Origin of the sequence: Rhodococcus sp. SJ-3 (genome assembly GCF_051918125.1) — a bacterium.
GTDB lineage: Bacteria > Actinomycetota > Actinomycetes > Mycobacteriales > Mycobacteriaceae > Rhodococcus.
This window is the reverse complement of record NZ_CM123306.1, coordinates 1573140-1596915: the sequence shown is the minus strand read 5'-3', so window position 1 is coordinate 1596915 and position 23776 is coordinate 1573140. Positions and strand designations below refer to the sequence as shown.

Here is a 23776-nt window from a genome sequence, read left to right as displayed (position 1 = left end):
TGTGGCACCGTCAGGGCATCCGTCACGAGCGGCCATGTCCAGGAACGGAGCTGAAGTGGATACGATCGACACCGGACTGCTGGTACTTCGCGTGCTGCTGGGGCTGACGATGGCAGCGCACGGGTACGGCAAGCTCTTCCGGGGTGGCCGCATTCCGGGTACGGCCGGTTGGTTCGACGGCATGGGCATGCGTCCCGGCAGAATTCATGCGTGGCTTGCGGCTCTCACCGAGGTCGGCGCAGGTATTGCGCTTGCACTGGGTCTTCTCACCCCGTTCGCTGCCGCCGGGTTCGTCTCGCTGATGTTCGTCGCCGCATGGACGGTGCATCGGGGCAGCGGCTTCTTCGTGACCGCCAACGGCTGGGAATACAACCTCGTGCTCGCCGGGGGAGCCGTTGCCGTCGCGATCATGGGTGCGGGCAGCGCCAGCCTCGATCACCTGATCTTCGGCGACAACCTGCTCGACGGGTGGGCCGGCGTCCTCATCGCCCTGGTCGGCGGGCTCGCCGCTGCCGGTGCGTTGCTGGGTGCGTGCTACCGGCCCTCGCCGAAGCAGGACGACGAATCCGTGTCGGTGTCCTGACGCGACTGCTCACCGCAGTTGCTAGTCACCGCAAGTAGAGGCGCACCTTGTCGATCTCGTTGCGCAGCAGGTCGATCTCGTGTGCGGTCGGCGGTTCGGTCACGGTCAGCTCGGGGGAGACGCGCAGATCCCATCCCGTTGCCGCGCGCACCTCGTCGACGGTGACACCGGCGTGGACGCTGGTGAGCTCGAGTTCGTCGAACGGACCGCTGCGCGAGAGCACACCGAGGCTGGTGAACACCTTGGTGACGCCGCGTCCTCGGGGCATGATGCCGACGCCTGCCTCGCGGGCCCGTACGGGGCTCGGGGACGTGCAGAAGTCGAGTTCGGCGGGGAACGCGCTCGGGTCGTGCCTGCGCATGACGACGAAGACCTCGCCGGCATTCGGCATGATCTCCACAGCGCCACCCGCACCCGGAAGCCGCACGGTGGGCTTGTCCCAGTCGCCGATGAAGCTGGTGTTCAGGCTTCCGTAGCGGTCTATCTGGCCTGCGCCGAGGAACCCGACGTCGACATTGCCGCCCTGCAGCACGTACCCGAACAGCGATGCCATGGAGACGACGGATTCGGCGCCGGAGACCACGACCGAATCGGCGATACCTTCGGCCATCGCCTCGGGGTGCGCACCGCACACGCCGGACTCGTAGATGAGTTCGATGTCCGGGTTCGAGGTGCGGCAGGCGAGGTCCACCGCGAGAGTCGGCAGACCGACGCCGGCGAAGACGCGGTCTTTACCGGCGAGCGCCCGGGCAGCGACCGACACGATCAGCTCGGTAGTGGTGAACGGCTCGGTAGTGGTCATTTTCTGCTCCCGTAGTTGACCGCTTCGGAGTATCGCGGCGCGACCTCGAGATCGCTCCAGTAGTCGTCGCCGAGCTTGGCGAGATATCCGTCGTGGTCGGCGGTTTCGTACACCCAGTCCTTCAGCCACGTGCGAAGTGCCTGGGGGTCCTTGCTGATCTCGGTCCAGCGCCGGTAGAAGGCGCAGTCGCGGTCGTAGTAACCCTGTGCGTACGACGGGTGTGCACCGCGAGGCGACACGACCACGGCGTCGACGGCGTGCGACGGGATGAGGGTGCGGCTGGGGTCGGAGCGCACGGTGTCGTCGTCGACGATCTCCTCGACCACGACGATCGCGTGCTTCGCCGCATACACGGCTTCCTGCTGAACCCCGGCGATGCCCCAGATCTGGATGTTGCCTGCCCGATCGGCGCGCTGCGCATGGATGATCGTGACGTCCGGGTTCAGCGGCGGAACCACATAGGTGCTGCCGTTGCCGTACGGATCGTCGACGAGTTTGATCTTCGGGTTCAGCGTCGGCAGGTCGCTTCCGGCATACGAGCGCAGAGGGAAGAACGGCAGGCCGGCCGCGCCCGCCTGGTAGCGGCACACCATGCCGTAGTGGCTGTATTCCTCGACGTCGAGTTTCACCGGGTCGTGCTTCTCGATGCGTCGGCGGATCTCGTACAGCGACCCGGCGGATCCGCTCGCGAAGAACGATGCGACGAGCGTCGAGACGCAATCGGCGGCGATGAGTTGATCGGAGATGATGTCCGGTGTCATCCGGCACAGCGTCAGGTTCTTGCGGCCCTGGCGGATGATCTCGTGGGCTGCAGCGAACGGAATCAGGTGCGAAAAGCCCTCGAGGGCGATCGTCATGCCGTCCTGGACGTGCGTCGCGATGGCATCGCGCATGGTCATCACTTTGTCTGCTGGCATACCGGTCTCCTGGCGCGTCTGTCGTTGTTGTCGACTGTGGCAGGCGCCATAGATATAGTCCAATACAAAGTGTTGCCTGCATTATTACGTATTGAGTAATAATAGCCGGGTGGAGATACATCAGATCCGGGCGTTTCTGGCCGTGGCGGAAGAACTGCACTTCGGTCGGGCGGCGCAGCGTCTGCATGTGGCTCAGCCCCCGCTGAGCAGGACGATCAAGCAACTCGAGAAGCAACTCGGAATGGTCCTCTTCGAACGCAGTACCCGCAGCGTCCAGCTGACGGAGGCCGGGCAGGCGCTCGTCGAGCCGGCCCGAGCTGTCCTCGATGCGGTCCGCCTGGCCGAGATGGCGGTCACTGCTGCAGGTCGTGGCCGGACGGGCCGCGTGCGAATCGGATTCGCCGGCTCCTCGTCGCACCACCTGGTCGGGCAGTGGGCGAAGCTCGTGCGTCGTACACACCCGGGTATCGAGTTCGTGCTCGCGAGTTCGGCCTACGCGAGCGAAGTGCTGAACCGGCTCTCGGAGGGCACGCTCGACATCGGTATCGTCCGGCTGCTGTTCTTTCCTCCGGGAATCGCGTCGCGGGTGATCGCGCGCGAAGATCTCGTCGTCGGATTGCCGAGAGAGCATCGGCTGGCGGGGGAGCCGGTGGTGCAGCTGGCCGACCTGGCGGGCGAAGCGTGGGTGATGTTGCCTTCCGAGCCGGGGTCGATGCTGCGCGAGCTCCTGCTCCGGCTTGCACACGACGACGGCTTCACTCCGAGAATTGTGCAGAGCGCACCTGATTCGCTGTCGCTGGTGGCGCTCGTGTCGGCGGGAGTGGGTTGTACGTTGACGGTGTCGTCGGTGGCTCGGCACGTCGTCAATCCGGAAGTCGTGTTCGTGCCGCTTGCCGAGCAGAGCCCGCTCGATGTGCGTCTCGTGTGGCGTGAGGGCGACACCAGTGCGGCGCTCGCGGAGGTGCTCCGGCTGTCGGAGGAGGCGCTGCCCACACCGAACGAGTGAGCGGTGCCGGCGATCGCGAGGACCGGCCGGCACCGCTCACCGCGGATGCTCGAATTATGTGGTAGCGCGTACAGTTTCGGATGCTGCACCCGGGACGGCATCGACCCGGTTCGGGACGGCGTCTGCTTCTGCCGGGCCCTCGAGTTCGAGTTCGTCCTCGTCGGCTTGCTCCGCGTGCGACAGCGCCTTCGGGTCGTAGCCGGTGCGATTGAGCAGCATGAGCGTGCACACCAGAGATACCGCCGCGTATGAGGCCGCCGCGATCGCAACACCGGTGACATTGCCCGACGAATTGAGGATCCACTGTGCGAGCACCGGGGTGCCACCGCCGACGATGAGCGAGCACAACTGGTATGCCGCAGACAGTCCCGAGTAGCGGATGTTCGCGGGGAATGCCCTGGCGAGGATGCCGGCGATAGCGCCGTAGAACATCGAGTGCGGGATCGTGGCGATACACATACCGATCGCCGCGATCGCGAAGGTCTCGGTGCGGATCGCGTAGAACATCGCGGGCATCAGGAACAGTTCGGGCACCACCATCAGGCAGACGGCCTTGCGCATGTCGATCCGCGACACGAGGAGCGCGCCGAACGGTTGCACGATGAACTGGACGACGAGCGCGATGGCGATGATCGCGAGGAACGTCCCTCGCTCGTATCCGAGTTCGTTTGTTGCCCAGGACAATGCGAACGTGTTCTTGAAATAGGTGACCTGAACGAGGGGGAGGGCGCCGGCGCCGAGCAGAACCAGGACCCAATGCTTGCGCAGTACTTCGCCGATCGGGAGCTTGACGACCTTCTTCTTGGCGAGGACGGCCTTCATGGCGTCCGACTCTTCGAGCTTGAGCCGGATGATCATGCCCACGATGACGAGCAGCGCAGAGACGAGGAACGGAATACGCCAGCCGTAGAGCAGGAATTCGGGTGTGGGCATCGCGGCAAGGAAGAAGAATGCCATGGTCGCGAGCAAGTTTCCGGCCGGAGACCCCTGCTGTGCGAACGCGGAGTAGAGGATGCCCTTGCCCTTGGGTGCGTTCTCGGACGCGATGAGAACTGCGCCACCCCACTCGCCACCCACGGCCACACCCTGCAGCACGCGGAGTGCGACGAGCAGGATGGGCGCCCATATTCCGATCTGGGCGTAGGTCGGAAGCAGGCCGATGCCGACGGTCGCGATGCCCATCATGATCAGGGTGATGACCAGTGTGTTCTTGCGGCCGATGCGATCGCCGAGGTGGCCGAAGAGAACACCGCCGATGGGGCGTGCGAGGAAGCCGGCCCACAAGGTCACGAACGCGAGCAGGGTGCCGACGCCCGAGGGAAGGTCGTCGGAGAAGAAGATCTCCCCGAAGACGAGAGCCGCCGCCGTTCCGTAGATGTAGAAGTCGTACCACTCGATGGTCGTACCGATGAAGGACGCGATACCGGCTTTGCGTGCCTTCTTCGTGATCTCTTGGTCGGTGGGTGTCGACGGTGCCATGCGACTCCGCTCTCTTTCGGTCGAATTCGGCTGCTCGACTACTGCGCTGTGTCGTGCGTCTCAACGAGGTTGACAGCTTGGAAGTAGCTGCGTCCGATACCTAATCGCGAGCGCATTGTTTCGAAATATGTATGAATCGAAGACCATTTATGCATATGAATAACATAGTCACGGAGCTTGGTGGGTGTTCCTCTGGTGGTAGACATAGCCGACCGCAGTTCGAAGGAAGGCACACACGTGACAGGCGAGACGGATACGTCAGGCGGCGCAACCAACAGGGACGGTTCGGGCAGAGGGGAGTTGCCTCTCGAAGGCACCACCGTGGTGAGCCTCGAACAGGCGGTCGCGGCACCTCTGGCGACTCGGCATCTCGCTGATCTGGGCGCGCGTGTCGTCAAGGTCGAGCGGGTCGGCGACGGCGACTTCGCCCGCGACTACGACAGCGCGGTCCTCGGCCTCGCTGCGCATTTCGTGTGGCTCAATCGTGGTAAGGAATCGTTCGCGGTCGACCTCAAGGCTCCCGCCGGTGTCGACGCGGTGAAGTCGCTCATCGCAGGCGCCGACGTGTTCCTGCAGAATCTCGCTCCCGGCGCCGTCGACCGGCTCGGGCTCGGCGCCGACGACTTGCGGGCCGATCATCCGGAGCTGATCGTCGTCAATATGTCCGGGTACGGGACCGATGGCCCGATGCGCGACAGGAAGGCCTACGACCTGCTGGTTCAGTCGGAATCCGGACTGTGCTCGATCACCGGTACACCCGAGACCGCGGTCAAGACGGGCATTCCCACCTCCGACATCGCCGCAGGCATGTACGCGCTGACCTCGATCCAGGCGGCGCTGCTGCGGCGATACCGCACGGGAGTGGGCGCGACGATCGACGTGTCCATGTTCGACGCGACCGCCGAGTGGCTCGGATATCCGATGTACCTGCAGATGTATCAGGATCGGCAGGTCCCGCGGATGGGCCTCGCGCACACGTCGATCACCCCGTACGACAAGTACCCGACCGCCGACGGTGAGATTCTCATCGGTGTGCAGAACGACCGCGGATGGCGGACGCTCACCGAGGTGCTCGGAATGCCGGAGCTCGCGACCGACCCTCGGTATGCGACCAACGTCGAACGGGTCGCGCGGCGCGAGGAGGTCGACAAGCTCGTCGGCGATGCGACCAGTACATACGGTAGTGCCGAGCTGGATGACAAGCTCGCCGCGGCCGGCATCCCGGCGGCACGTCTGCGCGACCTGAAGGGGCTGATCGAGCATCCGCAGCTCGGGGAGCGCGATCGATGGCGTGAGGTGCAGACCGAATCGGGTGCAGTGCGCGCCATTCTTCCGCCGATGAACTTCCGCGACGTCGAACTGCCCATGGGTCCGGTGCCTTCACTCGGGCAACACACCGACGCCGTTCTCGCTCGCCTCGGGTTGACCGACGAGCAGGTCGCGGGACTACGCGAGGCCGGCATCGTCGGATGATCCAGGAAGAAATATCCGGCCATATAGGAATCGAGAGCTGTTCGTATCGGTGATTCGGATTGAAACCGCAGTACCCAGCGATTGACGTCAGTTGCGTACATATTCGAAAATGGCCGTACAAATAGTCGTTCCCTGAGGAGTAGGCCATGACCCGTGCGGCACTCGTCGCCCCCGTTCGTACCGCCGTCGGCCGATTCGGTGGGTCGCTGAAGGACGTCTCGGCGGTGACCCTCGCGACGACGGTGATCAAAGAGGCCGTCGCTCGCTCGGGTATCGACCCGGATCTCATCGAAGAAGTCGCGATGGGTCAGTCCTATGCGAGTTCGGAGGCGCCGTGCATCGGTCGGTGGGCCGCGCTCGACGCGGGCCTGCCGATCTCGGTGGCGGGCATCCAGACCGACCGTCGTTGCGGCACCGGCCTGCAGGCGCTGGTGACCGCCGCGATGATGGTGCAGACGGGCGCCGCGAACGTCGTGGTTGCCGGTGGCGTCGAGTCGATGAGCAACATCGAGCACTACACGACGGGCGCCCGCTGGGGAGCACGGTCGGGTGGCCTGAACCTGTACGACCGCCTCGATCGCGGCCGCGAACGGTCGCAGCCCGAATGGCGGTTCGGCAAGATCAGCGGCATGATCGAGACGGCCGAGAACGTCGCGGAGCAGTGCGGAATCACACGCGAGGACTCTGACGCACTCGCCGCGGAGAGTCATCGTCGCGCCCACGCGGCCTGGGAGGCCGGGCGTTTCGACGACGAGGTCGTCGGGGTCGAGGTCAAGGACCGGAAGGGTAACGTCACCGTGGTCGCGCGGGACGAGGGTATCCGTCCGGACAGCACTCCCGAATCCCTTGCCAAGCTGCGATCCGTGACGCCGGGTGGTGTGGTCACCGCGGGTAACGCCAGTCAGCAGAACGATGCGGCTGCAGCGCTTCTCGTGGTTGCGGAGGACAAGCTCGACGAGTACGGACTCGAGCCGATCGGTTTCCTCGAAGGATGGACCGCGGCAGGATGCGATCCCGCCACCATGGGACTCGGTCCGGTGGCCGCCACCCGAAAGCTGTTCGACCGCACGGGCCTCGGATTCGACGATTTCGACCTCGTCGAACTCAACGAAGCCTTCGCCTGCCAGGTCCTCGGCGTGCTGTCGCAGTGGGGCTGGGACGATCGGGACAAGCTCAATGTCAACGGCTCCGGGATCTCCCTCGGCCACCCCATCGGGGCGACCGGTGTCCGGATGGCGACAACGGCTCTGCACGAACTGAAGCGTCGCGGCGGTGGTCGTGCGCTCGTGACGATGTGCATCGGCGGTGGCCAGGGTATGGCCGCGTCGATCACCACGGCCTGAGGGGACCGGTATGAGCGGGCTCGACGACAGGGAATGGATGCTCGCCGCGCGCTGCCGCGGGTTCGAGACTTCCGTCTTCTTTCCGCAGAAGGAATCGGGTCTCGGCCCGGTGGCCGGTGCCGAGCGTGATGCGAAGAAGATCTGCCGCACGTGCCCGGTGATCATCGAGTGCCGCGACCACGCGCTGGCCAACGATGAGTCGCACGGTATCTGGGGTGGGATGAACTACTCCGAGCGCCGCGCGGTGGCGCGGGCGAAGAAACTGGGCCGTCTCCTGCCCACCTGATGACTTGCTCGTTCAGTGTGCCCCCCAGTGCGGTTGTTGCCTACAAAGTGGATTCGAGCGAGTATTCACACAGGATGGCGCGTGCCTCTGTGCATCGGGCGACAGGACGTCCCACCGATGCGGCCAGATCAACTGCTGCTTCGACCATCTCGCGGTTGGATGCGTCGGACAATCCGGCTGCGTCCTGGGCGCCGACACGCAGATGGCCGCCGCGTTCGAGCGCATACCGCGCGAGCGGGGTGTCGATGAGCACGCCGCCGACGACTGCGACGCTCCACGGAATCGATGTGCCGCGCAGCATCGACAGGTAGGCGTCGAGTGCCTCCACGGTCGGGGGGAGGCCGAAATTGAGGGCAGGCCGACCGACGTCGTAGGCGCTGTAGTCGCCGGCAAAGTAGAGCTTCACCATGGATCCGGCCGGTAACCTGCCTGCGCGCGCATAGGCGAGCGCGAATCGTAGATTGCCGGGCTCGTGCACACCGATGGTCATGGGAATTCCGGTTGCGTCGGCGAGCCGTACGACACGCTGCGCGTCGTCGAACGTGACTCCGAATCGCTCGGTTGTGATCGGCAGACCTCGAGTGTCGTAGCTACCGATCATCGTCGACCCAGGATCCACCGGAAGCATGCCGATCGCCCCGGTGGTGGCCAGCGGGCGGAAATGGGCAACTCGGTCGGGGAATGACGGGCCGGACAGATAGTCGGGGTAGACGATCGCAGACGGTTGCTGGGCCAGAACGGCGTGGCCCACTTGCTGCATCTCTTCGACGGCTTCGTCGGGATCCAGACGTGAGTCGTGGCGATAGTGAATGATCGAGGCCCCTGCTGTGAGACATTCGAGCGCCTCGGTCGCCGTGCTTGCGACGCCTGCGATCGAAGTACCTCGCCGGAACGGTGTGATCGCCGACTCGATGACGACGGGCTGCTCGGACAGGCTGCTGGAACCGCTATCGGTCATGTCGCGATGCTCTCTGGTCACAGGTGCGAACGGATCGGTGATATCGCGAGTGTTGCCTATCATCTGACGCTTAGTCAACCATGTGATTCGTTCTGGCTGCGTCGCCATGGAGATTCACCAGTACATATGTTGGAATAGTGCCGGAATCCGGAGGTACAGTGGAGTTACTCCATGTCAGATTCGTGGGCATCCGAGGGGCCGAGTCGAGGGCGGGTTCATACAGTGGGCGAGTCGGTGAGGCGTAGCGGATATGGTCCTGTTGCCACGATCGTCGGCGAGCGGGGAGAGCGCACTCGCGAACAGATCCTGACGGTGGCGTTGAACCAATTCTTGCTGCGCGGCAGCAGCGAGGTGTCGATCCAGGAAATAGCTGAGGGGGTCGGTGTCTCCCGAGCCACCTTCTACCAGTACTTTTCCGGAAAAGACCAGCTTATCCTCGAGCTGACGGACCTGAGTGGGACCGCAGTGGGCGAGTTGATAACCACGCTGAACGGACTCGGTCCGACGGATGAGGGCTTTGTTGCACTGCGTCAGTGGATCGAGGGCTGGGCTGATGTGTACGACCGTTATCTACCGATCTTCGCCGAGTGGCCGAGCGTGTCCGCTGATGGGCAGCAGGGTAACTCCCTGATCGTCGGTACTATTACCGCGTTGCACCGGCAGCTCGCGGCGGTTCTGAAGAGCGAAGGCGTCGTTGCGCTGGATCCGATGCATGCATCGATCTTGCTGACGAATCTGATTCTGCGGTTCAACTTCACGCTGCATCGGTCGGGAGCGGTCCGGACCAGGACGGAATTGACCTATTTCCTGACGGTCCTGGCACAGCTTCTGTTGTTTCCTGACACTCCGCCGGAGGCTACCCGCCCGCGCTCGGACGAACCACCGGAGTGGGCTACTCGCAGCGTCTCGCCGCCTGCTGATCGACAGCGTGGCCCCGGAGGGTTCGAAACTCGATTCGGTGGGTTGTCTGCGCGGGCGGCGGGCACAGTGCGAGCACTGATGAGTTCGGCGCTGCGTGCAGTGACAGAATGCGGCTACCACCGTGCGCAGGTGGACGATATTGCGGCCGACGCCGAGGTCACCCGCACCACGTTCTACAGGTACTTCGACGACAAACTCGATCTCCTGCTTGCACTCTCGGACGAATGTTGTTACGAATTCGCGGCGGATGCCCGACGTTTCGGGCGACTCGGCCCATCGGTGGACCTCGACGGAGCGCAGCTGCGAAGGTGGGTGCGGGAATCGATTGCTCTGCACGACCGATATCGGGCGGTCTATCGCACGTGGATAGACCGATCACCTGCGAACAAGGAACTGGATGCGATGCGTCGGCGGGTTGTCGACGATATGCAGTGGGCGTTGCATACTGCACTCAGCGGCTTGCCTCGCTGTCATCCGATCGATGTGCGTGTGGCGCACATCCTCCTGGTCACGCTCATGGAGGAGGTGCCACCCGGGTTCGCGGTGAACGGCCTTCCCGTCGATCGGGAGCAGCAGACCGAATTGTTCTCGGTGATGATCGAACGCGCACTCTTCCTGCAGCCCGACCGGGCTGGCAGTGTCCGGTTGTCTCACGTCCAAGGCGCACGCGAGGGTCGTTTCGACCTCTCAGGTGACGACGCGTGCCTGGACGAGAGTCCGATGGCGCAGTGAGGTGAACTGCATTCCGACGGTCGGACGTAAGGGATCAGTCTTCGGGATCAGATGGAATCCGACCATATGAAGTCCTCACTGGATCACTTTGCTCGCGTAGCGCATATCGAAGAGGGACTGGAAGTGGCTGGTGCACTTCCGAGTTGACACGGGGAATTTCGAAGGGCGACAGGGTGCAGTTGGTTGTTTCCTTGGCTCGGACCGCCATACCGGGGCCATCGAAGACCGGCTCCGTGCCGGGTCGCTCGTGATGGAATGCCTCATCGCGCGCTGCAAAGCAGGCCTCGCACGATGCGCGGTGGGGTTGGGTAGCCCTCTGCGGTCGAACGGTGCTCGCGTCAGGAGGCTCGAGGCCGTATCAACCGCGGCGTTCACCGCTCGATCGCAAGGATAAAGGAACACGCTATGGGCAAGGTCTGAAACTCACAGCGGTCACCGCCACTGGCGTTTGCTGTCGTATCGTGTGGTAGCGCATCCGGATCCGGCGTTGACGCGCCTCGTTCGACCGAGATCGACCGCGACGCGACACTTGTGCTCGCGTCACCGACACCACTGACGTTCACGCGCTGTCCGCTACACCGGCACAGTGGGCGAGTGAAGTCTTCTCAAGAGCTCGACGTGACGCCCGAATCAATCTAACGTTGGTGTCATGTTTGGGGGTCTGACTGTGGGCCTCCTCCGTGGATCAAGGGGATTGCAGATGACGAAACGCGACAGGCTCGTAGTGTGTGCGAGTCACAGTCCGGGCATGGAAAGAGATGTGGAGAAGGTGTTCGGGTCCGCATTCCGGGATGGTCTGGCTCAGGCCGCTGCTCGAGTGCAGGAATTCGACCCCGAGTACATCGTGCTGTTCGGCGGGGACCATCGCCGCGCATTCCGTCACGTCGTTCCCACGTTCGGTGTGGGCTTGTCCGCTGGAATCATCGCAGAGGGCGGACACCCTTCGGGTGCGTTGACGGTTCCGCAAGGCAAGGCCCGCGCGCTCGCCGAGTATCTCCTGGAGTCTCATTTCGACGTCGGTGTCTGCCGCGACATCGAACTCGATCACGCGTTCGCGCAGCCGCTACGCGACCTGACCGGTGCCCTCGATCGATACCCGGTGATCCCAGTGCCTGTGAACTGCGCGACCGCACCGCTACCGCATGCCGGCCGGGTGCTCGAGTTCGGTGACGCGGTGTGCCGCTACCTCGATGAGCAGGGCGATCGTGTGCTCGTCATCGGCACCGGAGGGCTGTCGCACTCACCGCCGAGCCTCGAACTGGATGCGTACGAGATCGATGACGAGGAACGCGCCCGGGTGATTGCCGAGGGGCTCCCAGGCGCACGTAAGAAGATCAAGCCGGATTGGGACAAGAGGTTGCTCGACGCGTTCGCTGCTGCCGACCGTTCCGCGCTGGTCGAAATGGCCGACTCTGCACACGCGAGCGCCGGCGCGGGCGCGAACGAAGTGCGCACGTGGCTGGCAGCGTCCGCGGCGGGTGGTGGTGGGCCGCTCGATGCGTTGGTCTACGAGCCGGTCGAGGAGTGGATTACCGGGATGGCCATCTCTGTCTCCCACTGAATCTCAATGTGCTCGGGCGTGCGCGGGGGCCCCAGTACGAAGCGCGTACCACGGGAGAGGGTTCCATGATCGAATCATTAGACCTCGGCGTCTCGGATAGCACGCGAGCCACGCCCTCGTCGCTGTGGGGGCTGGTGTAGCAACGTGCCGACGAGACCCCGGATGCTCTGCTCGTCGTCGACGAACACAAGCGGTGAATGATATTCGGGCAGTTCCGCATCACCGTCGAGCAAGTATCCGCAGCTCTGGCCTCGAAAAGTGTCGGAGCGGGCACTGTGGTGTCCTGGCAACTGCCGAGCCGGATCGGAACGATGGTCCTCACTGCGGCGCTGGCGCGGCTCGGAGCGATACAGAATCTGCTCATCATGATGCTGAGGGAACCCGACGGGTCGGCTCCCAGCTGCTCATCATTCCCGAGGAGTTCCGTGGATACCGGCACGGCGCGATGGCCCATGCGATCGCAGCATGTCTCGACGGTCTCGAGGTGATGGTCGTGAATGGCCCGCTACCCGAAGCCGACTTGGCGAAGCTCCCCGCAGAACCTGCAGGGCCGCAGGTGCGCTGGGCCTTCTACACATCCGGAACCACGTCGGAACCCGAGGGCGCGAAGCATACCGACGCCGGGCTGCTGGCCGCTGCGGCTCGCCGATGTGTGCACGCACCTTCTCGGACGGGGGCTGAACACACGGAAATTGCCCGTTCAGCTCGCGGTCGTCGTAGAGATCCCACGCAATGCGATGGGTAAGGTCGTCTAGGAGGATCCGATCCGACGATTCGCGGGATAGTGCAGTCGCGGAACGGAACTGCACACCGCGACCGCACGCCCGCTCGGGACACCTACATCGGAGATACCGGCCTTGTCAGCCGACGTTGGTCACCGGGATCGAACCACCGGTGATCGATGCCCCGTTGTCGGAAAGCAGATAGTCGATGACCTTCGCGATGTCGGCCGGTTGAGACCATGACCGGCGATCCGAGTCGGGCATCGCGGCCCGGTTGCCGGGTGTGTCGATCACGAACGGCATCAAGGCGTTCACTCGAATGTGGTCATCGATGTATTCGAGTGCGAGCGTCTCGACCAGTGCGACGACCGCAGCCTTGGATGCGATGTACGGCGCCGCGCCGGCGAACGGTCTGCGGGTCGCAGCCGCCGACATGCAGATCACAGACCCGCCGCCATTTCGGATCAGGTGCGGCAACGCGGCCTGTGTGACCGCGTAGGCGGTCCGCAGATTCAGATGGAACTGGGAGTCGAGGAGTTCTATCGGCGCGTCGTGCACGCGCTGTCCGGACGCGAACCCACCGACCAGGTTCACCAAGCCGAACAGTGGAGCTTCCGGATCGGAGGCAGCAACGGTCATCACCGCGTGGAGGTCACGCTCGTCGGACAAGTCCGTCTCGACCAGGCGCAGATTCGGATGCTCGCCGACACGTTCGAGTTCCTCACGGACGAGCCACGGCACAACGACCCGCCAACCGGTGTCGAGGAGGTGCTTCGTGACTGCGGAGCCGAGTCCCCCGGTGCCACCGGTGACCAGAACAGTTCGATTCACCTGCTTACCGCCCGGTCCACACGGGGGCACGCTTCTCGGCGAACGCGCGCGGCCCCTCTTTCGCGTCTTCGGACGATGCGATCGCGGGCAGCACTTCCGACGTCATCTCCCAGCCGGATGCCTCGTCGGAGACCCATTGCCCCATGGCGATTCGCTTGTGTGCCTGTACCGCGAGGGGTGCGTTCGCGGCGATCACTCCCGCGAGATCGAGTGCCGTGGCCACCACATCGGATGCCGGCACAACGCGGTTGACGAGGTGCAGCTCGAGTGCGCGTTGAGCACTGATGGACTCGCCGGTCATCAACAGTTCCATCGCCACGATCGGGGGAAGCTTGGCGGCCAGGCGGAACGCGCCACCTGCGCCGGCGATCAGACCGCGCTTGACCTCGGGTAGCCCGAAGACAGCCGTATCCGCAGCGACGACGAGGTCGCTGGCCAGGACGAGCTCTGTGCCGCCGCCCAGCGCGGGACCGTTCACCGCGGCGATCGTCGGCTTGCTGATGCGATGGCCGACATACCCCGCCAGCCCCCACTCTTCGCGTCCTTCCGGAATGACGCGTTCGCCGCGTGTGATCGCCTTGAGGTCGGCTCCCGCACAGAACGCTTTGTCGCCGGCACCGGTCAGGACGACCGCGCGAATTTCTGGGTCGCGATCGGCTTCCTCGAGCGCGTCGCCGACGACGAGACACATCTCCGCGTTGACGGCATTGCGGGCGTCGGGTCGGTTGAGGGTGATGAGCAATACGTTGCCGCGGCGCTCGACCAGCGCGGGGGGAGCGGTGGTCGTCGAGTCGGTCGTAGTCATTGAGGGTCCTCTCGAGATTCGGATTGTTCGGGATCGTGCTCGCACCACACCTGTCGGGGCGTAACCGCGGTGCGAGGAGGAGCGCTGGGCGTGGGTGCCGGAGTTCGAGAGAAGCGGGTCGCCGGCAGCGGTTGGATGACGCCATCGACCTCGGAGAAGGAGCCGCGCGCAGTGAAATGGTGATCGCCGGGGGCTTCGCTGAACGTGAGGACGGGAGTGACACACGCGTCGACGACGTCGAACACTTCGGTCCATTCGTCGCGAGTTCGAGTGCGGAACCGCGACGCGAGTACATCGCGGAGAGCGGGCCAATTCTCGCGGTCGCCGCGATCGGGCACCGTGGCTTCGTCGAGTCCGAGGACGTCGAGCATTCGTGCATAGAACTTCTTCTCGAACGCACCCACCGCCATGTATCGGCCATCGGCGCACTCGTAGGTGTCCAGGTAGGGGCAACTGCCGTCGACGAGATTTTCACCCCGGTTGTCGGACCACGCACCGCTGCCGCGCATAGACCAATTGAATTGGGCCAGCAGCGCCGCACCGTCGGCCGCCGCGACATCGAGAACCTGACCGCGTCCGGATGCCGCACGTTCCCACAGTGCCGACAGTATGCCGACAACGAGAAACATCGAACCACCCGCGAACCCGCCGATCAGGTTGAGGGGCGGAATAGGTCGATCGTCGGGACGCCCCATCGCGTGCAAGATGCCAGTGGGTGCGAGGAAATTTATGTCGTGCCCGGCATGCGCCGACCGAGGGCCGTACTGTCCCCAGCCGGTCACACGCGCGTAGATGAGCTGAGGATTGCGGACGAGCGCGACGTCGGGTCCGAGACCGAGTCGTTCCGCGACGCCCGGACGGAACCCCTCGACGAGCACGTCTGCGCGAGCGATGAGATCGAGTACGTCCGTCACGGAGTCGGGATCGCTGAGGTCGGCAGCCACGATTGTGCGCCCCCGCCGGATCTGGTCGTCGGCGCTTGGCGGCAGGCCCGGTCGCTGCACACAGACAACGTCTGCGCCGAGGTCGGACAGCACCATGGCCGCGTATCCGCTGGGTCCCGCGTTGGCCAACTCCACGACCCGCAGGCCGGAGAGGGGGCCACGCATATCACGTGCCGGCGCAGGAGTCGATTCGTCGAAGGCGCTTGCATCTGCGGTGTGTCTCACCGGTTCACCGCCAGATCTGTTCGGGGGCAACAGGGACACGCGGTGGGGCGAGTGGCCGGCCTGCGGGGGTGCGAGAGAACGCAGGTGCGGGTGCCGGCTGTACGACACCGTCGATCTCGGTAAAGACTTCACGATCGATCAGATGTGGGTCTGCCGAAGCCTCTTCGAAGTCGAGAACCGGTGTGACACAGGCATCGATGCCGTTGAATGCAGCTGCCCATTCGTCGCGGGTACGGCCGAGGAAGACATCGGTGAACGCCTTGCGCATTCCCGGCCATCCGGCTGGGTCGCGCTGGGGACCGAGATCGTCGGCATCGAGGTCCAGGACCCGCAACATCTCGGCATAGAACTGTGGCTCGAGTGCCCCTACTGCAACGTAGCGACCATCGGCGCACTCGTAGGTGTCGTAGAACGGAGCCGACCCGTCGAAGATGTTGGTGCCACGTTCGTCCGACCATTTTCCGGTGCCCCGCATAGACCACAACAGGTGCCCGAGAAGCGGTGCGCCGTTGACCATTGCGGCATCGATGACCTGTCCGTGGCCGGAGCCCTGACGTTCTACGAGTGCCGCGAGTACACCCACGACGAGAAACATCGAACCACCGCCGAAATCACCGAACAGGTTGAGCGGCGGCACCGGACGCTCTCCGGCACGGCCCACAGCGTGCAGAAGACCGGTGAGAGAGATGTAGTTCAGATCGTGTCCGGCTTCGAGAGCCCGTGGCCCCGTCTGTCCCCACCCGGTCACCCGTGCATAGATCAACCGGGGGTTCCGTGAGAGAGCGTCGCCAGGCCCCAAGCCGAGACGTTCGGTTACGCCGGGGCGGAACCCCTCGACCAGAACATCGGCGCGTTCGACCAGGTCGAGGACGATTGCGATGTCGTCCGGATTCTTCAGATCCGCTTCGAGGATCGTCCGGCCGCGTAGTTGCTGATCCATCGGACGATCGTCGACGGGCAGTGTGCCGGGTCGTTGGACCCGGACGACGTCGGCGCCGAGATCCGCCAGGAGCATGGCACCGTGGGGACCCGGCCCCATCCCTGCGAGTTCCAAGACGCGGATGCCGGCGAGGGGGCCGGTGCGCGGTGCTTCGGGGTCCGTCACGCGTATACCTCGTGTCTGGGCGAATCGGTTCGTTCGGATCGATGTGTCGGTCAGTCGCTCGAAGGCAGCGGCTTGGCCGTCTTCAGCTCGAGTAGTTGATCGCCGAGCGCGGGGCTACCACTGCCGGGCTTCGTCACGAGAATCTCGATGGTGCCCCCCTCGTCGTGATAACGTTTGCCGAGGGTGCTGCCGCCGGCGAAGGCGGTGACGATCGTGAGCCCGTCGGCGACAGGCTTCCCGATTTCGATCATCGGATGACCCCCGCACTTGAGCTCCGCCGGCGGGTTGTCGGCACGCACGACGATGACTTCGGTAGTACAGACCTGGCTGCGCAGGCGTGCTCCGGTCTTCAACATGTGTCGGGTCCTTCCTGAGAATGCGGATAAGGGTCTGTTCAGACGGGGGCGACAGCTGTGCTCTCGGCGAGGATGTCGGCGATGATGTTTCTGCGCAGTATTTTTCCGGTCGCGGTGGACGGGAGGTCGGACCGGTAGACGATCACGTCGGGGGTCCGTGACCCGCGAAGGCGGTCACGGACGTACTGTCGCAGTTCTTCCGGGTCGGGCTTGTCGCCCGGCTCGGGTACGACAGTGGCCGCGATAGCCTGGCCCCAATGGTCGTCGGGGATTCCGACGACCGCGACGGACCGCACTTTCGGATGATGTATGAGGACGTCCTCTATCTCGGCGGGCGCGATGTTCTCGCCGCCGCGGATGATGGTGTCGTCGTTTCGCCCGACGACAAACAGGAATCCGTCCGAATCTTGGTATGCAAGGTCCCGCGTCGGGAACCATCCTTCGTCGTCGAGCGACGATCCCGTTCCCATGTATTCACCGGACACTTGCGGACCTCGCACCCACAGTTCGCCCTGCTCGCCGACATCGACGGGATTGTCGTCGGCATCGCGGATGACGACCTCGATCCCGGGAACCGGACGCCCGATGGAGCCGAGGCGAGCCCGGACGTCCGGATCGTCGCTGGCGAGTGCATCCCTGTGGTCGTCGGGTCCGAGTAGCGCGATCGTGGAACTGGTCTCGGTGAGGCCGTAGGCGTTGACGAAACCGACTCCGGGAAATGCCCGTAATGCGGCTTCGAGGGTGGGGAGGGGCATGCGGGCGCCGCCGTAGGACAGCGACTTCAACGTGGGGACATCAGCTTCGGCCCCGTCAAGGCTGTCGACGATCATGTCCAGCATCGTAGGCACCACCATCGCTGAGGTGGCACCGGTGCTGCGCGCGACGTCGAGCCATCGCTGTGCGTCGAAATGCGGGAGGTACATGATGCGGCGGCCGGCGTAGAGGTTCGTCAGGATGGTTCCCATACCGGCGATGTGATACGGCGGCACACTGACGAGTGCTCCGTCGGTCTCCTCCGCGGCGCCGTATTCGACGGTGCCCATGACGTAGCTGAGCAGATGGCTGTGGCGCAGGACCACGCCCTTTGGGGCCGAGGTCGTCCCACTGGTGAACAGCACGATGGCCGTGTCTTCTGCGTCCACAATGGCAGGCTCGGCAACTGTGACGGTTTCAGTGCGGGCCCGGAAGTCTTCCACGGCGACAATCTCGCCGTCAGCACCGGCCACGGCGTCGAGATAGCGTCGTTCGACGATGACAAGGGGCCGTGACAATCGGCCGATGAGTTGTTCGAGCTGCTCGGTCGAGAGCCGGTAATTTACTGGGGCGAACGGCACACCGGCGTAGGCCGAGGCGAACAGCAGGGTGGGCAGATCCAGCCCAGAACCCCCGAGATACACGACGGTGTCGACGTCTGCCGAGCGGATTACCGAGCCCGCTGCCGTCACACGGTCTGCGAACTGCTGGTACGTCACAGTCGTGTCGTCGACGACGAGTGCGGTGCGGTCGGGGTTGCCCGACACTGCCATCTCGAGGAGAAGGGAAATACTCATTGTCCGTTCCGATCGGTCGTCGGGTCCGGCGAGGCCGGCTCAGCTCTGGTTCATCGGGGTCAGGTTCTTGATGGAAGGGGGATCGTTCTCGGTACGACCGACCTTCGCGGCCCCTCCGGGGGAACCGAGGTCGACGAAGAAGTCCGCGTTGCTCGCGATGTAACCGCTCCATTCCTCGGGAACGTCGTCGTCGAAGAAGATCGCCTCGATGGGGCACACGGGCTCACATGCTCCGCAGTCGACGCATTCGTCGGGATGGATGTAGAGCATGCGTGAGCCTTCATAGATGCAGTCGACCGGACATTCTTCGATGCAGGATTTGTCCATCACATCTACGCAGGGTTCGGCGATAACGTACGGCACGGCGGGCGATGCTCCTCGTTCGGATTGTGACCCAGATCAAGTCACCAACTAGATTAGGGGAAGTTCTGACAGTTTGTCTATATCCGATCTCGTTGGCCTTCGCGTTCGGGTGCTGCGCGTCGGATCTAGCACGGGAGCGGGGGATCTGCATTCAGCCAATGAGCCCGTGTTCGAATCCGAACACCGCCCTGTTGCAAGCCACGCAGTTTCGATACGCTGCTATCTGACAGGTAAGTCATTAGTTTCGGCCAGTTCTACCAGGCCGCCGCGGCGCCCTGGGGCCCGCTCGATCGAAAGGTACGACGCCATGGCATTGGCGATCTCCGAGGACCACAAGGAACTGGCGGCTGTCGCGGCGGCCCACCTGGCGCGGAACAAGGCCCGAGCAGCCGCTCGCGACACGTTGGACGGCGCGGTGGACACAACGACGTTGTGGTCTTCGACGGCAGAGCTCGGCTGGCTGGGACTGCACGTCTCCGAGGAATTCGGAGGATCCGGCTTCGGTCTGCCGGAACTCACGGTCGCCCTCGAAGCTGTCGGTCGCGAACTGGCTCCTATCCCGATCTTGCCCACTGTGACCGCTGCGGCGATCCTCGCTCACTCGGCTCCCGACGAGCTGCGATCCACCCTCTTGCCCGGACTTACCGACGGTTCTTCGATCGGTGCGGTCGGGATCTCGCCCGGCCTTCGACTGGACTCGACCGGTTCTCTCACCGGCGAGAGCCGTGCGGTTCTCGGCGCTCCGGACGCGGGCATCCTGCTCCTGGTGGCGGAGGACGATGTGGTTGTCTTGGACAAGGACTCGGCCGGCCTGACCGTCACGTCGTTGGGTGGCCTGGACACCACCCGAAGCATCGGGACTGTCGCGGCACAAGATGTGGCTGTGCCCGCAGGCCGCGTGTTGCGAGGAGCAGCCGCCGCGGCCGTTTCCCTGTATCGCATCCTCACGGCAGCCGAGGCTGTCGGAAGTGCCTTCACGTGTCTCGAGACCGCAACGGAGTACGTCAAGACTCGCGAGCAGTTCGGCCGGCCGGTCGGTACCTTCCAGGCGGTCAAGCACCACCTCTCGAACATGCTCATCGACATAGAGCTCGCCGTCGCAGCAACGTGGGACGCGGCTCGGTCCGTCGATCTCGACAGGGCCGGCTTCGCCGCCGCGGTGGCCGCAGCCAACGCCACTCGCGCCCAGGTCAACGCTGCGCGACTGAACATCCAATTGCACGGCGGCATCGGCTTCACCTGGGAGCACGACGCACATCTGTACCTGCGCCGAGCCGATACGGTGGCTGCGTTGCTCAACGACGGGCGTCGTCCCCTCAGCGATATCGTGGCGGCATACCGCGCTGGTCAGGCACACGGTGCCGAGCTCGAACTACCGCCCGAGGCCGAAGGATTCCGGGAGCAGGCCCGCGCAGCAGCGCAACACCTCGCGACGCTGCCAGAGGCCGAACGACGGGACTACCTCGTCGACAGCGGATACCTGGTGCCTCACTGGCGCAAGCCGTGGGGCCGTGAGGCCGGAGCAATCGAACAACTGGTCATCGAGCAGGAGTTCGAGAGGGTCGACCTCCCCGAGTTGGGTATCGCCGGCTGGGTGGCTCTCACTCTGTCTCAGGTCGGTTCGGAAGAACAGAAAAATCGTTGGGTAGATCCGGTATTGCGGGGAACGAACAGCTGGTGCCAATTGTTCAGCGAGCCGGGCGCAGGTTCGGATGCTGCCGCCGTGCGAACGTCCGCGACTCGCGTCGACGGAGGCTGGCGCATCAATGGCCAGAAAGTCTGGACGAGCGCTGCGATCGGATGCCAGTGGGGCTTGGCGACCGTTCGCACCGACCCCGACGCACCCAAACACGCGGGCGTTACCATGATGGCGATCGACCTCACCTCGCCGAAGGTCGAGATCCGCCCGCTCCGTGAAATCACCGGAGACGCTTTGTTCAACGAGGTGTTTTTCGACGACGTTTTCGTTCCCGACTCCGATGTGGTCGGGGGAGTGGGCGAGGGATGGAAGGTCGCCCGCGCCACGCTCGGCAATGAGCGGGTATCGATCGGTGGCGGCTCGGGCTCGATTCCGTTCACAGGCTCTGAACTGGTCAAGCTTCTCGACAGTGCCGTCGATGCCGATACGGGTGTCGAACGTGAAGTCGGCGAGGTGCTGGCAGAGGAGCACACTTTGCGCCTGCTCAACATGCGTCAAGCGGTCCGAGCAATCATCGGCGCAGGACCCGGTCCCGAAGCCAACGTCACGAAGCTGGTGAGAGCCGAGCACTCGCAGCGCATCACCGACCTGGGGCTCACGCTCGCTGGAACCGCGGCGGTCACCGGTCAGGAACCTGACGTCACCTACCCGTACCTGTTCTCCCGGTGCCTGACCATCGCAGGAGGAACCTCCGAAATCATGCGCAATACCATCGCAGAGCGGATCATCGGCTTGCCCCGCGATCCACTGGTTCACTGAATCGCATTCGAGTACAGGAGAATTAACGATGACCGATCTGCCACTGGCGGGGATCACCGTCGTCAGTCTCGAGCAGGCGGTGGCAGCTCCGTACGCAACCCGTCAGCTCGCTGACCTCGGGGCGCGCGTGATCAAGGTCGAGCGCCCGGACGGCGGTGACTTCGCACGAGGCTACGACGAAACGGTGCACGGGCAATCCAGCTACTTTGTGTGGCTCAACCGCTCGAAGGAGTCGATCACACTCGACCTGAAGTCGACGGAGGGATTGGCGGTACTTCGGGAATTGGTCGGTCGCGCCGACGTGTTCGTCCAGAATCTGGGGCCCGGTGCAACCGAGCGGATGGGCTTCGGCGCGGATGTGCTGTCGAACGCTCATCCAGGGTTGGTCGTGTGTGAGATCTCCGGATACGGCTCGGATGGGCCGTGGCGGACCCGCAAAGCATACGACCTCCTCGTCCAGGCAGAAGCAGGGCTGCTGTCGATCACTGGATCGCCGGGAGATGTTGCAAAGGCAGGAATTTCGGTGGCAGACATTGCGGCTGGCAGCTTCGCTTATTCCGGGATCCTTGCCGCACTGTTCGCTCGCGCGACCACTGGTCGAGGCCGTACTGTGCGGGTGTCATTGTTCGAGGCCCTGACCGAGTGGATGGGTTCACCCGCCTACTATGCGGTTTATGGTGGGCGTAGTCCTCAGCGCACCGGTGCTCGGCACGCCACCATTGCTCCGTACGGTCCGTTTACTGCGGGGGATGGTGGGGCGGTGCTCTTGGCGGTGCAGAACCAACGCGAGTGGGGCCGATTGTGTGCTGATGTGCTCGATCGTGCCGACTTGATCGACGACCCGCGTTTCGCGCGCAATCCCGATCGGGTCGCGAACCGTGACGAACTCGAGAAGATCATCGCCGATTCTGTGCAGCGCCACACCGCGGACGAGCTTGCGAAACAACTCGATATGGCATCAATCGCCAACGCGCGGATGAATTCCATGGACAAATTGTGGGAGCATCCGGTTCTCGCGGAACGTGAGAGGTGGCGGGACGTGTCTACTCCCGGTGGGCAAATACGTGCACTGCGTCCACCGGCCGACCTCGATGGACTCGAGCCGCGGATGGACGCGGTGCCGTCGCTCGGCGAACACACCGACGGGATCCTTGCGGAACTAGGTCGGGGTAGGGACGATGTCGACCGTCTTCGGAGTACCGGAGTCGTCTGAGTTGTCTATGTTGGGTGTCCTGGGCAGGGAAGTCGGCGAGAGTTCTTGCTGTCCACGTTGACAGTCAAAGTTCAGGCGATTTGACATCTTCGGATTCCAACTTGGTGCGTGTATCAACGAGCCCGGAATACGGGAGTCGAAGAAATGGCACAGACGGATTTCCAGGGCATCTACGACCCTCGATATCTGGGGAAGACGAAGTGACACACAGCCGGAAACGATGAGTATTACTTCCGTGTGCTGCTGAACACGCCCCGGCCCCAGTCTCGTGCCACCTCGGCGAATGCGGATGTCGCCGAGGTGAGCAGACCGGGGCGTGTGACGATGCCGACCTCGCTGGTTTCCGTGGGGACGAGGCGCTTCTGCACTACGCCAGGGATCATGATCTCAGATGCCTGGGAAGCGAGGAACGCGGCGACTCCGGAGCGGACCATATCGACCGACATTCCACGATTTTCATTCTCCAAGAACGTATTCACCGTGATTCCGATCTGAGCGGAGAAGCGCTCGAGTCGGCGCCGTGATGCTGATCCGGCTGTAGGCACGATGAGTGGTACATCGGACAGGTCGACCCACGGCATGTCAGTCCTGTTCGGTTCACTGTCCCACGATTGCGGGAGCAGAAGGACAAGCGTCTCGGTCGCGATCGCCTCGGTGTCGACTCCCGGCAGTGCCTCGTCGATACGTGCCAATCCGATGTCGCACACACCGGTTTCGACGAGATGGAAGATTTCTGCGTCGTCGCGTGGAGCTGAGATCTGCATACGAATCCCAGGGAATTGCCGCGCGAACTCGGCGATGATATCTCCTGTCGGAACCGAGATTGTTTGTGAGTAAACAAGTCTGAGATGCCCCAGGATGATTCCCTGGATATCGGATACCGATTCGGCAAACAAATCGAAATCCTGCAGGATGCGGCGAGCCGGAACGAGTAGTGTCTCTCCGTCGGAGGTCAACACGACTCCATGTCGCGTCCGATGAAAAAGCCGCAGCCCGATCTCCGCCTCGAGTTTGGCGATCGAATGTGACAGAGACGACTGCGTGACGTGTAGGACGGCCGCTGCTTTGGTGAAGGATCGATGCTCAGCGACAGTCACTAGGCTTCGAACCTGCTGCAGTTCCACCCGACCAGTGTAGGCGCAG

The 23776-nt window shown here is 63.9% G+C and carries 21 protein-coding genes; 9 read left to right on the top strand and 12 right to left on the bottom strand.

Features of this window, described 5'->3' with window-relative positions; genetic code table 11:
• Positions 1–34: 34 nt before the first annotated feature.
• Complete coding sequence (locus tag ACTDXD_RS07120) at positions 35–583, top strand: DoxX family protein (protein WP_440126383.1); 549 nt, start codon at positions 35–37, stop codon at positions 581–583.
• A 25-nt stretch (positions 584–608) separates the two neighbouring features.
• On the opposite strand, the gene ACTDXD_RS07115 is transcribed toward ACTDXD_RS07120, so the two are convergent.
• Positions 609–1385 carry a CoA-transferase subunit beta gene (locus ACTDXD_RS07115; RefSeq protein WP_440126382.1) on the bottom strand — a complete coding sequence of 259 codons (777 nt, stop codon included), beginning with the start codon at positions 1383–1385 and terminating at the stop codon, positions 609–611.
• On the bottom strand, positions 1382–2302 hold the full coding sequence (locus ACTDXD_RS07110) for a CoA transferase subunit A (RefSeq protein ID WP_440126381.1): 921 nt from the start codon (positions 2300–2302) through the stop codon (positions 1382–1384). Before ACTDXD_RS07110 ends, ACTDXD_RS07115 begins: the two co-directional genes overlap by 4 nt.
• Positions 2303–2411: 109 nt before the next feature.
• Here ACTDXD_RS07110 and ACTDXD_RS07105 point away from each other — a divergent pair, with 109 nt between their 5' ends.
• Positions 2412–3308: a LysR substrate-binding domain-containing protein gene (locus ACTDXD_RS07105; RefSeq protein WP_440127564.1), complete on the top strand. Its 897-nt coding sequence runs from the start codon at positions 2412–2414 to the stop codon at positions 3306–3308.
• Positions 3309–3362: 54 nt separating this feature from the next.
• On the opposite strand, the gene ACTDXD_RS07100 is transcribed toward ACTDXD_RS07105, so the two are convergent.
• Positions 3363–4787, bottom strand: a complete 1425-nt coding sequence (locus ACTDXD_RS07100) for an MFS transporter (protein WP_440126380.1) — start codon at positions 4785–4787, stop codon at positions 3363–3365.
• A 300-nt stretch (positions 4788–5087) separates the two neighbouring features.
• Between ACTDXD_RS07100 and ACTDXD_RS07095 the strand changes: the two genes are divergently transcribed.
• The 3 genes from ACTDXD_RS07095 to ACTDXD_RS07085 all read left to right on the top strand — a co-directional run bounded on the left by ACTDXD_RS07095 (position 5088) and on the right by ACTDXD_RS07085 (position 7889).
• Complete coding sequence (locus tag ACTDXD_RS07095) at positions 5088–6260, top strand: CaiB/BaiF CoA transferase family protein (RefSeq protein WP_440127563.1); 1173 nt, start codon at positions 5088–5090, stop codon at positions 6258–6260.
• Between the two features lie 146 nt (positions 6261–6406).
• The gene (locus tag ACTDXD_RS07090) at positions 6407–7603 is read left to right on the top strand and encodes an acetyl-CoA C-acetyltransferase (protein WP_378562857.1); all 1197 of its coding nucleotides are present in this window, start codon (positions 6407–6409) and stop codon (positions 7601–7603) included.
• Between the two features lie 10 nt (positions 7604–7613).
• On the top strand, positions 7614–7889 hold the full coding sequence (locus ACTDXD_RS07085) for a WhiB family transcriptional regulator (protein ID WP_440126379.1): 276 nt from the start codon (positions 7614–7616) through the stop codon (positions 7887–7889).
• 40 nt (positions 7890–7929) lie between these two features.
• Here ACTDXD_RS07085 and ACTDXD_RS07080 read toward each other — a convergent pair whose 3' ends face one another.
• On the bottom strand, positions 7930–8847 hold the full coding sequence (locus ACTDXD_RS07080; RefSeq protein WP_440126378.1) for a 3-keto-5-aminohexanoate cleavage protein: 918 nt from the start codon (positions 8845–8847) through the stop codon (positions 7930–7932).
• Between the two features lie 234 nt (positions 8848–9081).
• On the opposite strand from ACTDXD_RS07080, the gene ACTDXD_RS07075 reads away from it, so the two are divergent.
• Both ACTDXD_RS07075 and ACTDXD_RS07070 read left to right on the top strand, forming a co-directional pair.
• Positions 9082–10500 carry a TetR/AcrR family transcriptional regulator gene (locus tag ACTDXD_RS07075; RefSeq protein WP_440126377.1) on the top strand — a complete coding sequence of 473 codons (1419 nt, stop codon included), beginning with the start codon at positions 9082–9084 and terminating at the stop codon, positions 10498–10500.
• Positions 10501–11200: 700 nt separating this feature from the next.
• Positions 11201–12061 carry a 3-carboxyethylcatechol 2,3-dioxygenase gene (locus ACTDXD_RS07070; RefSeq protein ID WP_440126376.1) on the top strand — a complete coding sequence of 287 codons (861 nt, stop codon included), beginning with the start codon at positions 11201–11203 and terminating at the stop codon, positions 12059–12061.
• Positions 12062–12921: 860 nt separating this feature from the next.
• On the opposite strand, the gene ACTDXD_RS07065 is transcribed toward ACTDXD_RS07070, so the two are convergent.
• The 7 genes from ACTDXD_RS07065 to fdxA form a co-directional block, all read right to left on the bottom strand.
• Positions 12922–13614 (bottom strand): SDR family NAD(P)-dependent oxidoreductase, encoded by a 693-nt coding sequence (locus tag ACTDXD_RS07065; protein WP_440126375.1) that lies wholly within the window; start codon positions 13612–13614, stop codon positions 12922–12924.
• A 4-nt stretch (positions 13615–13618) separates the two neighbouring features.
• Complete coding sequence (locus tag ACTDXD_RS07060; protein ID WP_440126374.1) at positions 13619–14419, bottom strand: crotonase/enoyl-CoA hydratase family protein; 801 nt, start codon at positions 14417–14419, stop codon at positions 13619–13621.
• Positions 14416–15528 carry a CaiB/BaiF CoA transferase family protein gene (locus ACTDXD_RS07055; protein ID WP_440127562.1) on the bottom strand — a complete coding sequence of 371 codons (1113 nt, stop codon included), beginning with the start codon at positions 15526–15528 and terminating at the stop codon, positions 14416–14418. The genes ACTDXD_RS07060 and ACTDXD_RS07055 overlap by 4 nt, the downstream gene beginning before the upstream one ends.
• A 64-nt stretch (positions 15529–15592) precedes the next feature.
• Positions 15593–16693, bottom strand: a complete 1101-nt coding sequence (locus tag ACTDXD_RS07050) for a CaiB/BaiF CoA transferase family protein (RefSeq protein WP_440126373.1) — start codon at positions 16691–16693, stop codon at positions 15593–15595.
• A 50-nt stretch (positions 16694–16743) separates the two neighbouring features.
• Positions 16744–17049: a hypothetical protein gene (locus ACTDXD_RS07045; RefSeq protein ID WP_440126372.1), complete on the bottom strand. Its 306-nt coding sequence runs from the start codon at positions 17047–17049 to the stop codon at positions 16744–16746.
• Positions 17050–17087: 38 nt separating this feature from the next.
• Positions 17088–18599: a class I adenylate-forming enzyme family protein gene (locus tag ACTDXD_RS07040; RefSeq protein ID WP_440126371.1), complete on the bottom strand. Its 1512-nt coding sequence runs from the start codon at positions 18597–18599 to the stop codon at positions 17088–17090.
• A 39-nt stretch (positions 18600–18638) separates the two neighbouring features.
• Positions 18639–18962, bottom strand: coding sequence for a ferredoxin (gene fdxA, locus ACTDXD_RS07035; protein ID WP_440126370.1), 324 nt, complete (start codon positions 18960–18962; stop codon positions 18639–18641).
• A 307-nt stretch (positions 18963–19269) separates the two neighbouring features.
• Between fdxA and ACTDXD_RS07030 the strand changes: the two genes are divergently transcribed.
• Complete coding sequence (locus tag ACTDXD_RS07030) at positions 19270–21420, top strand: acyl-CoA dehydrogenase (RefSeq protein ID WP_440126369.1); 2151 nt, start codon at positions 19270–19272, stop codon at positions 21418–21420.
• A 28-nt stretch (positions 21421–21448) separates the two neighbouring features.
• Entirely contained in the window at positions 21449–22633 is a 1185-nt protein-coding gene (locus ACTDXD_RS07025; protein WP_440126368.1) for a CaiB/BaiF CoA transferase family protein, read from the top strand.
• Between the two features lie 227 nt (positions 22634–22860).
• Here ACTDXD_RS07025 and ACTDXD_RS07020 read toward each other — a convergent pair whose 3' ends face one another.
• Complete coding sequence (locus ACTDXD_RS07020; protein WP_440126367.1) at positions 22861–23757, bottom strand: LysR family transcriptional regulator; 897 nt, start codon at positions 23755–23757, stop codon at positions 22861–22863.
• Between the last annotated feature and the right edge of the window lie 19 nt (positions 23758–23776).

What these genes read in the sequence shown, in the direction of transcription:
- ACTDXD_RS07120 (WP_440126383.1), top strand. Translation starts at nt 35, where the DNA reads ATGTCCAGGAACGGAGCTGAAGTGGATACGATCGACACCGGACTGCTG.
- ACTDXD_RS07115 (WP_440126382.1), bottom strand. Translation starts at nt 1,385, where the DNA reads ATGACCACTACCGAGCCGTTCACCACTACCGAGCTGATCGTGTCGGTC.
- ACTDXD_RS07110 (WP_440126381.1), bottom strand. Translation starts at nt 2,302, where the DNA reads ATGCCAGCAGACAAAGTGATGACCATGCGCGATGCCATCGCGACGCAC.
- ACTDXD_RS07100 (WP_440126380.1), bottom strand. Translation starts at nt 4,787, where the DNA reads ATGGCACCGTCGACACCCACCGACCAAGAGATCACGAAGAAGGCACGC.
- ACTDXD_RS07090 (WP_378562857.1), top strand. Translation starts at nt 6,407, where the DNA reads ATGACCCGTGCGGCACTCGTCGCCCCCGTTCGTACCGCCGTCGGCCGA.
- ACTDXD_RS07085 (WP_440126379.1), top strand. Translation starts at nt 7,614, where the DNA reads ATGAGCGGGCTCGACGACAGGGAATGGATGCTCGCCGCGCGCTGCCGC.
- ACTDXD_RS07080 (WP_440126378.1), bottom strand. Translation starts at nt 8,847, where the DNA reads ATGACCGATAGCGGTTCCAGCAGCCTGTCCGAGCAGCCCGTCGTCATC.
- ACTDXD_RS07070 (WP_440126376.1), top strand. Translation starts at nt 11,201, where the DNA reads ATGACGAAACGCGACAGGCTCGTAGTGTGTGCGAGTCACAGTCCGGGC.
- ACTDXD_RS07060 (WP_440126374.1), bottom strand. Translation starts at nt 14,419, where the DNA reads ATGACTACGACCGACTCGACGACCACCGCTCCCCCCGCGCTGGTCGAG.
- ACTDXD_RS07055 (WP_440127562.1), bottom strand. Translation starts at nt 15,528, where the DNA reads ATGCGTGGCCCCCTCTCCGGCCTGCGGGTCGTGGAGTTGGCCAACGCG.
- ACTDXD_RS07045 (WP_440126372.1), bottom strand. Translation starts at nt 17,049, where the DNA reads ATGTTGAAGACCGGAGCACGCCTGCGCAGCCAGGTCTGTACTACCGAA.
- ACTDXD_RS07040 (WP_440126371.1), bottom strand. Translation starts at nt 18,599, where the DNA reads ATGAGTATTTCCCTTCTCCTCGAGATGGCAGTGTCGGGCAACCCCGAC.
- ACTDXD_RS07030 (WP_440126369.1), top strand. Translation starts at nt 19,270, where the DNA reads ATGGCATTGGCGATCTCCGAGGACCACAAGGAACTGGCGGCTGTCGCG.
- ACTDXD_RS07025 (WP_440126368.1), top strand. Translation starts at nt 21,449, where the DNA reads ATGACCGATCTGCCACTGGCGGGGATCACCGTCGTCAGTCTCGAGCAG.